The sequence below is a fragment of the Bacillus sp. MN7755 genome (assembly GCF_054771475.1).
This window is the reverse complement of the sequence record NZ_BTRL01000015.1, coordinates 376,397-388,588: the sequence shown is the minus strand read 5'-3', so window position 1 is coordinate 388,588 and position 12,192 is coordinate 376,397. Positions and strand designations below refer to the sequence as shown.

General features: G+C 34.6%; 10 protein-coding genes and 2 pseudogenes. 9 read left to right on the top strand and 3 right to left on the bottom strand.

Annotated elements, in window-relative coordinates:
• The first annotated feature begins 1 nt into the window (after window position 1).
• From ACYVEC_RS18700 to ACYVEC_RS18690, 3 genes are all read left to right on the top strand, one after another.
• Window positions 2-643 carry a response regulator gene (locus ACYVEC_RS18700; RefSeq protein WP_048527415.1) on the top strand — a complete coding sequence of 214 codons (642 nt, stop codon included), beginning with the start codon at window positions 2-4 and terminating at the stop codon, window positions 641-643.
• Window positions 644-1,046: 403 nt separating this feature from the next.
• Window positions 1,047-5,288: a S8 family serine peptidase gene (locus ACYVEC_RS18695; RefSeq protein ID WP_098556272.1), complete on the top strand. Its 4,242-nt coding sequence runs from the start codon at window positions 1,047-1,049 to the stop codon at window positions 5,286-5,288.
• A gap of 258 nt (window positions 5,289-5,546) precedes the next feature.
• Complete coding sequence (locus ACYVEC_RS18690) at window positions 5,547-6,146, top strand: TasA family protein (protein WP_098556274.1); 600 nt, start codon at window positions 5,547-5,549, stop codon at window positions 6,144-6,146.
• 338 nt (window positions 6,147-6,484) lie between these two features.
• Here ACYVEC_RS18690 and ACYVEC_RS18685 read toward each other — a convergent pair whose 3' ends face one another.
• Window positions 6,485-6,931: a hypothetical protein gene (locus ACYVEC_RS18685; protein WP_064475128.1), complete on the bottom strand. Its 447-nt coding sequence runs from the start codon at window positions 6,929-6,931 to the stop codon at window positions 6,485-6,487.
• 376 nt (window positions 6,932-7,307) lie between these two features.
• On the opposite strand from ACYVEC_RS18685, the pseudogene ACYVEC_RS18680 reads away from it, so the two are divergent.
• The 3 genes and pseudogenes from ACYVEC_RS18680 to ACYVEC_RS18670 all read left to right on the top strand — a co-directional run.
• Window positions 7,308-7,498 (top strand): annotated as a pseudogene (locus ACYVEC_RS18680) (helix-turn-helix transcriptional regulator).
• Window positions 7,499-7,559: 61 nt separating this feature from the next.
• Entirely contained in the window at window positions 7,560-7,970 is a 411-nt protein-coding gene (locus tag ACYVEC_RS18675; RefSeq protein WP_231428573.1) for a hypothetical protein, read from the top strand.
• Window positions 7,971-8,252: pseudogene (locus ACYVEC_RS18670) on the top strand (transposase); the annotation flags it as partial.
• A gap of 129 nt (window positions 8,253-8,381) precedes the next feature.
• On the opposite strand, the gene ACYVEC_RS18665 reads toward ACYVEC_RS18670, so the two are convergent.
• Complete coding sequence (locus ACYVEC_RS18665; RefSeq protein ID WP_098556277.1) at window positions 8,382-9,332, bottom strand: metal ABC transporter substrate-binding protein; 951 nt, start codon at window positions 9,330-9,332, stop codon at window positions 8,382-8,384.
• A gap of 266 nt (window positions 9,333-9,598) precedes the next feature.
• Here ACYVEC_RS18665 and ACYVEC_RS18660 point away from each other — a divergent pair, with 266 nt between their 5' ends.
• Window positions 9,599-9,748 carry a hypothetical protein gene (locus tag ACYVEC_RS18660; protein WP_000540925.1) on the top strand — a complete coding sequence of 50 codons (150 nt, stop codon included), beginning with the start codon at window positions 9,599-9,601 and terminating at the stop codon, window positions 9,746-9,748.
• A 115-nt stretch (window positions 9,749-9,863) separates the two neighbouring features.
• Window positions 9,864-10,523, top strand: a complete 660-nt coding sequence (locus tag ACYVEC_RS18655) for an oxidoreductase (RefSeq protein WP_098556278.1) — start codon at window positions 9,864-9,866, stop codon at window positions 10,521-10,523.
• A 29-nt stretch (window positions 10,524-10,552) separates the two neighbouring features.
• Here the strand turns inward: ACYVEC_RS18655 and namA are convergent, their stop codons facing one another.
• Window positions 10,553-11,590, bottom strand: a complete 1,038-nt coding sequence (gene namA / locus ACYVEC_RS18650; RefSeq protein WP_098556280.1) for an NADPH dehydrogenase NamA — start codon at window positions 11,588-11,590, stop codon at window positions 10,553-10,555.
• Window positions 11,591-11,723: 133 nt separating this feature from the next.
• On the opposite strand from namA, the gene ACYVEC_RS18645 reads away from it, so the two are divergent.
• Complete coding sequence (locus ACYVEC_RS18645; RefSeq protein ID WP_098556281.1) at window positions 11,724-12,176, top strand: methylated-DNA--[protein]-cysteine S-methyltransferase; 453 nt, start codon at window positions 11,724-11,726, stop codon at window positions 12,174-12,176.
• Window positions 12,177-12,192: the final 16 nt, after the last annotated feature.

Here is a 12,192-nt window from a genome sequence, read left to right as displayed (position 1 = left end):
AATGATTAAAATATTAGTAGTAGATGATCATGCTTTTTTACGAGATGCAATTCGGAGCATACTAGAGGATGAATCTGATATGAAAGTGGTTGGAGAAGCTAGCTCTGGGGATGGAGTATTGGGAAAAGTAGAAGAATGCCGACCAGATTGTATTTTGATGGATATTAATCTTCCAGGGAAAAATGGAATTGAAGCTACAGAATTAGTGAAAAAAAATTATCCGAGTTGCCGAGTACTTGTGTTTACAATGTATGAACATGATGAGTATTTAATGGATGCACTCCAGGCGGGTGCTGATGGTTATTTATTGAAGGATTCCTCATCAGAGCAGGTAGTAGCAGCAATTCGAATGTTATATCGAGGCGATTCAGTTATTCATCCGCGTATGACTAAAAAATTAATTACATATCATCAGCAAAAAATGAAAGTAGAATCAAATGAAAATGAACTAACGGAACGTGAAAAGGAAATTCTCTTTGAACTAGTAAAAGGACTTAGTAATAAAGAAATTGCTGAAGTTTTATATATTAGTGATAAAACAGTTAAAATACACATCAATAAAATTTTTAAAAAACTAAATGTGAAAAGTCGATCGCAAGCAGTGATTTATGCAGTTCGAAATCAATTGGTTCCGCTAGATTAAATAAGAAATCTATCAAAGAACTATCGTGTCGCTTTATTCTGTATCACAAAGAATAAAGGACAAGATAGTTCTTTTGTACTATGTAGGCATAGAATCCTTAGAGAAAAGATACTCCTTTTGATTAATTTTCAGAATAATCAAAACGTGAAATAATAATAATAGAATTACATTTTAATCCTATTAATAATTCATTTTGTGAAAATCTTTTGTTGAAAATAAATGATGGGGGGCTCCTATAGAAAGAGTAAAGTGAGTAATTAGCTATATGAGGTATGGGGATGGTAGTAGTGTTGGAAATCTTTCATGATACAACAGATTAAGATTGATAGAGTTTCCAACGCTAAGTAGGAATGGAAGAATCAATTGGTTTCAAAAAATAATATGAATAATGGGGAGATGCAATATGAAACGAGGGAAATTTGGAAAGATTCTTATTGGAACGTTAACAGTTGGAATGTTATTGTCTCAAGGAATTCCATATAACGTATTAGCAGAAGAGGTAAATACATCTACTTTAACTGGAATTGATGATGCAAATGCTATCTTGAAAGGTCTTACCAAGGAACAACGTAATGCCTTAAAAACGTTAGATACAAAACCAGGTTTTGTTATTTCGCCAGGTATCAATACAGCAAGTCCTAATAATGTGAATGTGATTATAGAATTTAAGCAAGCACCTAGCAAAATTGAGGTATTAAAACAAGCGGCTAAAGGGAAAAAGGTAGCTCTTTCAAATGCGGAACAAAAGGTAGAGGCATCACATAAAGGATTTAAAGCAGAGCTTGAACAGCTTCAAAAGAATAAAGAGAAAGGGACAAATGTAAAATCTGCAAAAATAACAAGAGAGTATAAGAATGCTTTTAATGGTGTAGCGATTTCTTTACCAGCGAATATGATTGAGGACTTAGTTCGTACCGGTATCGTTAAGCGCGTATGGGAAGATCATGAGGTTAAAATTGATTTACCAAAAGAAACAGCTAAGACTGCTGTTGAACCGAAAATGGCAGATAGTGTACCGCAAATTGGTGTGGACAAGCTACATGATGAAAAAATAACAGGTAAAGGAATTAAGGTAGGTGTACTGGACACAGGTATTGATTACAACCACCCGGATTTGAAAGATGCATATAAAGGATATCGTGCAAAACAAGGTGAGGATCCAAGCAAAATAGATCCGAACTCAATAAAAGGATGGGACTTTGTTAATAATGATGCTGATCCAATGGAGACAACGTATAAGGATTGGCAAAATTCTGGGGGATATCCTGAGATTTATGATGGAAGTGCATATTATACATCCCATGGTACGCATGTAGCTGGGACAATTGCTGCAGACAAACAGAATAGTGTGGATTATGCAGTGAAGGGCGTTGCTCCAGATGTAGATTTATATTCATATCGTGTATTAGGTCCATATGGAAGTGGACAAACAAGTGGTATTCTTGCTGCGATTGATAAAGCAGTGAAAGACGATATGGATGTTATCAATTTATCACTAGGAGCATCTATTAATGATCCTTTATATCCTACTTCTGTCGCAGTGAACAATGCAATGTTAGCAGGTGTTGTTACGGTAGTAGCAGCTGGTAATAGTGGTCCGGATGAAGGTACTATAGGATCACCTAGTGCAGCGGCACTTCCCATTACAGTTGGAGCCAGTGACGCTGCAATGAATATTCCAACGTTTTCCGCCGATGCAGGTGATGTACATGTAGATAAGATGATGCTACTTGGAAAAAGCTTTACTGATAAGATTGAAGATTTGAAAGGTCAATCCTTATCGGTTGTATATGCAGGGCTTGGGAAATCAGGTGATTTTACAGGGAAAGATGTGAAAGGGAAGTTAGCTCTGATCCAACGCGGTGAGATTACATTTGATGAAAAAATTAAAAATGCTAAGGAAGCAGGCGCGAAGGCGGTAATTGTATACAACAATGTAGATGGGGAAATTACAAGTTATCTTGGGGAAAGTACTTCATCTATTCCATCGTTCCGCTTAACAAAAGTAGATGGTGAGAAATTACAAGCAAAAGCTGTACAAGGAGATGTGTCGTTAGCGTTTGGAGAACTTAGTAATATAAAAACAGAGGGAGATCACTTAGCTGATTTCAGCTCCCGTGGTCCTGCAACTAAAACAGATGATATTAAGCCAGATATTGTAGCACCAGGTGTATCTATTTTCTCAACTGTTCCTGAATATATTAATGATCCAAAGGATGGAGAAAATTATCCGGTAGCGTATGGACGTATGTCAGGTACATCTATGGCAACTCCTCATACTGCAGGGGTAGCGGCACTTATTTTACAAGAACATCCAAACTATAGTCCATTTGAAATAAAAGAAGCACTTATGAATACCGCAGTTGACCTAAAAGAAGAGCGTTCTGTATTTGAGGTGGGCTCTGGACGAATTGATGCATATCGTGCAGTTCATGCAGATACATCTATCGAGGTTATCGATAAAACATCAAACGTTGTAGATGATGAAGAAGTAGAAATTGAAGAAAAAACAGGCTCTATTGCGTTTGGGTATAAAAATCAAATTGAAACTGGGCCTATTAAAGATAGTCGAAAAGTCTTAATTAAGAACAGCAGTAAAACAGATGGGAAAGAATTTAAATTAGAGGTAGAATTTTCACCTACAAGTGTAGGGGTGCAAGATGCAGCGAAGAATGGTGTGAAGCTAAATGTACCAGATTCTATTAAAGTAGCTCCTGGTACATCAGAGGAAATTAGCCCTGAAATTATCATTCCAGAAAACGCTGAATTTGGTAGATATGAGGGATATATTCATATTTCAAATAAAAACAATGAAAAAGAAGTATATCAAGTACCATTTGCAGTTAAATTCACAGAAAAAGGGATTGCGTCTGTAGATTTACTGAGAGATGCAATGGCAACAGATGCATCTAAATTCCATCCATTTATGGAGAGACCAAGTTCGCCTTTGACATTTAAAGTAAATAGTCCTCTTGAAACTATTGATGCAGTTGTGAAGGACCGAAAGACAGGGAAGGCATTAGGAGTCGTTGGTACACTTGATGCAAGTAGTCTAACACCGAATGTTGAATATATGATGTTTTCTGGTATGGGAGGGTATGTACTTCCATTTACAGGAGATCCAGCTCATCCAATTGGGGATAAACCTGTTATGTTGCCTGATGGAGATTACGAATTGAACTTCGTTGGATATGATAAGGAAGGAAAATCGTATACAAAAGGCGATAGCATTATCATTGATAATGTTATACCGGAAATGAAATTTAAGGATGTACAACCTGGTATACACGAAGTAAATGATTCTATGTTTAAAGAAGAAGACGGCCAACGTGCATTATGGGTGCATGGTAATATATATGATTCTACAGTAGATGCATTAAAAGCAAAAGGCTTGCAGTATGATCAAAAAGCGAATCAAATTGTATATTATCAAAACTCAGCCTTCCCATCAGGTTGGTTGAATACAGTTCAAGCAAATGGTGATTTTAAATTTGGAGTACTTCCAGAGGAAATAAATGAGCCGTTAAATTTAAGATTATTTGGATATGACCTTGCCACTGCAGGGAATATGGCAACTGGATATAAAGATTATGTCTTTGTAAAAGAAGGGACAGAATACGCTGTTCCAAGTTATGACAAAGATAAAATAAAATTAGGTGAAAAAATTACGTTAACTTTGAATCTCAATAATGTAAAACAGCTTATGTCAGGTACATTTGAAATTCCTTATTACAAGCAGCTCTTTAAATTTAAAGATGTGAAACCAAATCCAGCACTTACGGAATATGTAAAACAACATGGACTGAACCTTAAATTAGAAGATCCGAAGGTAAGTGAAGAAGGAGCTTGGGAAAACAAGGTGAAAGTTGGCGCGTCATTGGAAGGAAAAGAATTTAAAGGATTAGATGGAGATACACCATTTTTAGATGTTACATTCGAGATGACGAGCGATGAATACTTTAATGATTTAACTGCATTTGGAGTAGATAAGTTCTCTTATACAAAAGTTGGTGCAACAGAAGGCAATGAGATTCCTGTGTTTAAAGATAAATCTTTTGCTATTGTTTCGAAACATTCAACGGTTACAGGATATATTGGTCCGGAAGCTTTCTTGAATGAAGAGGGGTATTTAGGTAAGAAAGACTATACAAAACTAGGAGCAAAAGTGTATGCAGTTGGTAAGGATGGAAAGAAATATACAGGAACGATTGATGATAACGGGCAATTTGAAATTCGTAGTGTCCCTGTAAGCGATAAAGAATATGATATTTTCGTAGAAATGCCAGGTCATTTAAATAGTAAATTAACAACAAAAATCGGAAAAATGCAGGATGGAGAATTAGTGGGACAAAACTTTAGGGCTGACATAGATGATAACCTTGCAGGTGATGTAAACGGCGATAAAATGGTGGATATTCAAGATGCTAGAATAGTAGCTCTGTCATATGAAAAAGGAAAAGTATCTGTAAAAGATGGAGATATAAATCAAGATGGTGTTGTAGATGAAACGGATATTCGTTTTATTGAGAAAAACTTCTTGAAAAAGGGTCCAGATGCCAAAGAAAATCAGAAACCGAAAGAAAATGTAGGGCCAGTGACGTTAGATAAAATCTTACGATCTATCGGTTTAGAACCAAAAAAATAAGTGGACAAACTTCTAGAGTAAATAAAGTAATCAGACAATGAATAGTAAATGAAATGAGATTGGCTAACAAATGACCGGTAATGATTCACGTTAATATTACCGGTCATTTTAAAAGTAATAGTCGTTTGGGCACAAGAAGTAACTAGTTTAAAGTTAGTTTTCTTTCGTTATGGGACAAGGTAGTTGTTTAATGATTATTGTTTGTGGGATGGAAATAAGGTTTATGGTTTGAACTTAAAAAATAGGGGGACTTGTGAAATGGGTATGAAGAAAAAACTTGGTAGGGGTGTCATAACTGCAGCGCTGGGCTTATCTTTAATTGGCGGGGGAACATATGCGTATTTCAGTGATAAGGAAGTATCACAAAACACGTTTGCAGCGGGTACTTTAGATTTGAGTGTAAATCCTGAAGTTGTTATTAATGTCGACAATCTGAAACCAGGTGATGAAATGGAGCGCGGTTTTCAATTAGTTAACAAAGGAACCTTAGCAATAGGAGATGTGAAACTCCTGACAGATTACAGTGTAATCGATGCGAAAGGGGATAATGGAAATGCTGATTTTGGTGATCATATCCGTGTGGATTTCTTGTGGAATTTGGATAAAAATGAAGTTCCAGTATGGTCTACTACATTATCTGAATTAAAGGTAGCTACGCAAAATGGAAGTATTCCTGACCTTGTAAAGAAAGGTATTGTAGATCGAGAAGGAAATGGACTTGCTCCTGGTGATGATGATACATTTTATGTAATGTTCACATTTATAGATAGCGGTGAAGACCAAAATGTATTTCAAGGAGATGCATTGAAATTAAATTGGACGTTTAATTCCATGCAAACAAGTGGTGAAGAAAAGTAAGTGTAACAATTTGTATACTATATGTTTAAACGTATAGTGTACAATTAAAAGAACTGTATTTAAATTGAAGAGTTTATCGCGAATGGTAAGGCTCCTCATAAATATATGGGTGAAAAAACTGATGACGATTTTCTTTTTTTAGATTCTATTCCTTAGTTGATAAAAAGGTTAGATTGCACAATTAATTGGGAGATAAGTATAAGTAACTTTGAACAATATTAAGTTCACCATTTTTATGATGCCGCTTTTTCTATAACGGTAAGTTCAAATTGTGTTTCTATTAAATAAAAAATACATCCTTATAGGGATGTATTTTTTATTTATGATAATGTTATAAATTATTCTACATGAACCGATATGCTTTTAGATAATACTTGCATTGAGAAAGGAACTCTAGCTTCAAAAGCTATAGTGTTTGTTGAATTTGGTGTGTTTGAGAAGATGTAAGAATCCTTAATGCGTAATCTAAATGTTTTTTCAGATCCGAATGGACCAGTATAAGAACTGACTTCGTCTAAAGAACTTCCCGCATATCTAACACCATTAACAGTCAAAGCCTCAGAATATGAATCCGGTGTACCTACTTCACTAACTTTCACATAAAGGTAATCGCCTTTAAGAACAGGAATAGTTAAGTAAGAACTTGCACTATACATTTTGTTATTATCGCCTACAGCACTAATGCTAACACTTCGCAGTGGAGAAGAATCCGCCTTTGAAATAGTTGGTAAAAATGCTAGTGTAAGTGCAAAACACATAGCTAACATGCCCATAAATTTTTTCATATAAACAACCCCTTAGATATTTATTTAACATCCTGTATTTTACAGGTTAAAAATGTAAATTTCAATATCGTTATATAAGGAATAATTATGCAATTATGCATATCTAATATAAAGCACACCAAAACTCGGATACATAAATCCCTTGGGGTTACATTTAGGATACGAAAATAACTAAAAGAAAAAGGCGTCTACAGAATAAAATTTCTATTCTTATATTTGTAGGATAGTTTTAGATACAAAAATAAAGAGATTAGTAATATATATATTCCCTAATGTTAAATATATATTTCGATTATGCAGTTAATAATTTAATATATAGAATATAAGATTTATGGTATGAAGTTATCATTTACATAATGAGACGTATTTAAAGTCTATAAGTAAAGAGAAAATTGCAAGAGTTAAAAAAGTCTAATTCAACTGGAGTTTACCGATATTGTAAACGCTACGCGAAAAAACAGTAGTCATATTGAAAGTAATAAATTTAACCCTTCTTTAAAACTTTGTATGCATATAGCTAAAACATTAGATAAGAATTTAGATAAATTATTTTGGGAGGAACTCTAAAATGGAAAAACTAAAAAAATGGTTTTCACTCAGTACACACTCAGATGAAAGAATTCAATAAATCGAAATGAAAATTTGGGCTCAATCTGGAATTGTTGTCCTACTTTTAGCTTTTATTGATGTTATTATAAGGGGAGCATATCTACACCGCCCATTCCTAGAATGGATTGCTTCATTAGCCATTATAATTTGTTATATGATTTTCTTCTTTATTAAATCTATTCTAACTGGTGTTTATGCAACAGATATTAATAATAAAGAGCAATTAAAAGAAAAATTAAAAGAAAAAATGAGTGATACCTTTATTTTGTGTTTTGTAGCAATAGGTGCTACCACATACAAATATAATTTACCTGAAGATTTCGTTGGATGGTTAGCAGTAATAGCAAGATTTATTATACTTTTCGCTTTCCTATTTGGTATACAATATCTTATTACAGTAATAGCATGGAAGAGATCCAATAAAATATAAGGAAACGAAACAAAATCTATCAGCGTCTCTGTCAAAAATCAAAAACAGCGAAAAGAAGTACGAGAACGTTTACGTACAAAAGAAGGTAAAGAATTATATGTAAAACGACAAATAGAGGTAGAACCCGTATTCGGTCATATTAAATACAATCGCTTCTTCCAACGTTTTTCCTTACGAGACCTTTCCAAAAATCGACTGGAATGGGGTTTTATTTGTGTTGCCCATAATTTACGGAAATGGACAACAAGAGCTCAATCCAAAGCGAAAAACGCCCGGTTATAGTAGGAAATCTGTTGATTTTCTACTATAATCGGGCATTTTCTCATCCATATTAAAGTTAAAATAAAAAACTGTCTCCAAAAGGCTTTATTTAAAGACCTTTTGAGACAGCCTCTTCTTATCAAAAGTTGATTAGTTAGTAGCTTCTTTCAATGTATTCACGTTTTCTTCCATTAAAGTGAAGTAATCTTTATTATTTTTCGCATCGTCTTCAGAAATAGTGGCTAAGTGATTTAAGCGTAAAATTTTTGTACCTGTTTCTTTTTGGATAACGGATGCTACTTTTGGAGTAGAAAATGTTTCAAATAAAATATATTTTAGATTATGTTCTTTTACTGTTTTTGTAATTTCAGCAAGCTGTTTTTGAGATGGTTCATCAGAAGCTGAAATACCAGCGATAGCAATTTGTTTTAGGCCATAGCGTTGTTCCCAGTATCCATAAGCTGCATGAGAAACTAAAATATCTTTCGTTTTTGCATTCGCAACAGCTGCTTTAAATTGATCATCTAAATCAGTAAATTTTGTTTGAAGTGCTGCAAAGTTTTTTTCGAACTCTTGTTTATGGTCAGGTTGTAATTCTACAAGTGCATTTTTAATTTTTTCAGCCTGTTTCATTGCTAGAGTAGGGTCTAACCAAATGTGTGGGTCTTTATCATGATGATGTTCATCTTCTTTATGGCCGTCTCCGTGATCATGATGCTCTTCTTCAGTAGAAGTACGCAGTTCAATACCTTTTGATGCATTTACAATTTTAACATTTTCTTTTTGTAATGATTTTTCCATTTTTTTAGCAAATGGCTCTAATTCAGCTCCGTTATAAACGAATAAATCGGCTTTTGCAACCTGTACTGTTTGTTTTTGACTTGGCTCAAATGTATGAGAATCTGCACCAGGTGGGTAAATCGCTTCAACAGTTACATAGTCGCCACCAATTTTTTTTGCGAAATCTGCAAGAGGAAAAATAGTTGTATAAACAGTTAGCTTTCCGTCTTTCTTGGCATTACCTTCTTTTTTATTTGAGCAGCCAGTAAAAATTAAAGTGAAAATAAGTAAGAATGAAAATATAGTCAGTCTTTTAGGCATGAAGTTCTCCTCTTTTCTTTTTTACGGATATATTTTCCCCAATTATAGAAGAAAAATATCATTTTAATACAAAACGGAATAATTACGTTTTAGTTTGCGAACTTAGTATAATACATCTTTTATAAAGTTGCAATAAATAATAATCATTCCGATTTGATTTTGTTATAAAGTTGTCAAATATAGATGTGTTATTTTTGCGAATACATGCATATGTGACAACGCTGTGTTCATATATATGAAAGGAGGGTGTAGAGGGGGATGAGTGTTTGGGCTACTTAATGGAAGCTATTTTATTGATATTAGCGGTAGTATTACCATTAGCCTTAGTCTTAATTTTTTTAAGAAGATTAATAAGTAATTTAGGAGATGCATCAACAGTAACAAAATTACGAGAGAAAGATGAGAAAAAAGAGTGAGTAAAGCACTATGCGTACGCATGGTGCTTTACTTGTGGTAAAATGAGAGAAGGAAACTCCTAAAAGTTGTATTTTACTGAAGGAGAGAAAAGTAAAATAAGAGGTATATGCATATATGAATAAGCGAACAGCGTTAGTACTTGGTGCAAGTGGTTTAGTTGGACAAGAAATAACGCGTCTATTACTTGAATCAGATTACTACGATTCGGTTACTATTTTTGTAAGAGAACCAATACAATGGCAACATGAGAAGTTACAGCAAAAACAAGTAGACTATTCGGTATTAGAGGAATATAAAGAGTTTTTTGCTGTGGATGACGTATTTAGTTGTCTAGGAACAACAATCAAGAAAGCAAAAACAAAGGCGAATTTCAAAAAGGTAGATTATGAATATACGTTAAGAGCTGCTTGTTTAGCTGAGAAACAAGGGGTGCAAAATTTCCTTGTTGTGTCCTCAATGGGAGCGAATCCTAAATCGTTTTTCTTTTACTCACAAGTGAAAGGAAGAATGGAAGAGGAATTGCAAAAGTTAGTAATCGGTGGTATTCACATTTTTAGGCCATCTTTATTAGTAGGAAATCGACAAGAATTTCGCTTTGGCGAACGAATGGCGGAAAAATTATCTCGTATGATTCCTTTTATATTTAAGGGGGCATTCAAAAAGTATAAACCAATTTCAGCTAAAGATGTGGCGAAAGGGATGTATATAACTGCATTGCGAGAAGAATCGGGTATCCACATTTATAATTCGAATGAAATTACAGCGATAGAATAAATAAAACCGAGAAGGATAGCTTCTCGGTTTTATTTATTTGTACTGATTTTCCCAGGTGCTCGCTCGTATTGATACGGTTCTTCTAACTCAAAGCCAAGTTCATTGGCCGCTATTCTTGGGAAGTAAGGATTGCGAAGTAACTCACGTCCGATAAAAATTAAATCTGCTTCGTTATTATTTAAAATTTGCTCTGCTTGTGCCCCGGTCGTAATCAATCCAACGGCACCAGTTGCAATGTTAGCATGTTTTTTAATATGTTTAGCGTATGGTACTTGATACCCAGGATAAATATCGATGCGTGCAGGTACAACAGCCCCAGAGCTACAATCGATTAAATCTACTCCTTGTTCTTTCATCCATTTCGTATACTGAACGTAATCTTGAACCGTTAACCCGTCAGGGTGATAATCATTTGCTGAAATACGAACAAATAACGGTCCGTTCCAAACTTCATTTATCGAGTCAATGATTTTGCGTAAGAAACGATATCGTTTTTCAGGCGAACCACCATAATCATCAGTCCGCTTATTGGAAAGCGGAGAAAGAAATTCATTAATAAGATAACCGTGAGCACCGTGTATTTCAATAACGTCAAATCCAGCTTGTTTTGATCGTATTGCAGCCTGCTGAAAAGCTAATACAGTATCTTTAATTTGGTGTTTACTCATTTCTATTGGCATTTTCATTGTTTCATTAAATGGAATGGCTGACGGAGCTAACGCATCTGTTTCTAATTCTGCTTTTCTTCCAGCGTGAGCGAGTTGAATGGCAGCTTTTGCACCGTTATCATGTATAAAAGTTGTCGTTTTATGTAAGCCTTCAATTTGGCTATCATCCCAAATACCTAAGTCTTTATTAGAAATTCGCCCTTCAGGTAATACGGCTGTTGCTTCAATCATAACTAAACCAACTTGACCAGCAGCTCTTGTTCCGTAATGAACGAGATGGAAATTAGTTACTTGGCCATCCTCGTTTTCTGACGAATACATGCACATAGGTGACATAACGATACGATTTTTTAATGTAACGTCCTTAATTGTATAAGGTGAAAAAAGTTCGGAATTCATCCAATAGCCTCCTAGATTGAATTTTCTTACATTGTATCATTCTCGTTTTTGTTTCCCTAATAAAACGCTTATACGAAAAATTTTGTCTATTCGTGTTACAATAATTAATATGAATTGAATTGGAGGATGACATATGTACCAGGCTTATTATGAAAGTGAATTAGGTCTGCTGGAAATTACAGCGAACGATAAAGGAATTACGTCTGTTATATTTGTTGATGAGAGACAAGAAGAAATTACAAACGAAATGATAGATCAATGTATAAATGAGCTAGATGAATATTTTAAGGGGAATAGAAAAGAGTTCACGGTCCCGTTGTCTGCCGAGGGAACAGCATTTCAAAAAAATGTATGGGATGCGCTCTATACTATTCCTTATGGCGTAAGTGCTTCATATTTAGATATTGCAGAGAAGGTCGGAAATACGAAAGCTGTACGAGCGATAGGAGGAGCAAATAGTCGTAATCCAATTTCAATTATCGTTCCGTGTCATCGTGTAATAGGGAAGAGCGGGAAGCTTGTCGGGTATGCGGGTGGTTTATGGAGGAAAGAGTGGTTATTAAAACACGAAGGTATTTTGAAATGACGTATGGATGGGAAGA

What these genes read in the sequence shown, in the direction of transcription:
- ACYVEC_RS18700 (WP_048527415.1), top strand. Translation starts at nt 2, where the DNA reads ATGATTAAAATATTAGTAGTAGATGATCATGCTTTTTTACGAGATGCA.
- ACYVEC_RS18695 (WP_098556272.1), top strand. Translation starts at nt 1,047, where the DNA reads ATGAAACGAGGGAAATTTGGAAAGATTCTTATTGGAACGTTAACAGTT.
- ACYVEC_RS18690 (WP_098556274.1), top strand. Translation starts at nt 5,547, where the DNA reads ATGGGTATGAAGAAAAAACTTGGTAGGGGTGTCATAACTGCAGCGCTG.
- ACYVEC_RS18685 (WP_064475128.1), bottom strand. Translation starts at nt 6,931, where the DNA reads ATGAAAAAATTTATGGGCATGTTAGCTATGTGTTTTGCACTTACACTA.
- ACYVEC_RS18665 (WP_098556277.1), bottom strand. Translation starts at nt 9,332, where the DNA reads ATGCCTAAAAGACTGACTATATTTTCATTCTTACTTATTTTCACTTTA.
- ACYVEC_RS18655 (WP_098556278.1), top strand. Translation starts at nt 9,864, where the DNA reads ATGAATAAGCGAACAGCGTTAGTACTTGGTGCAAGTGGTTTAGTTGGA.
- namA (WP_098556280.1), bottom strand. Translation starts at nt 11,590, where the DNA reads ATGAATTCCGAACTTTTTTCACCTTATACAATTAAGGACGTTACATTA.
- ACYVEC_RS18645 (WP_098556281.1), top strand. Translation starts at nt 11,724, where the DNA reads ATGTACCAGGCTTATTATGAAAGTGAATTAGGTCTGCTGGAAATTACA.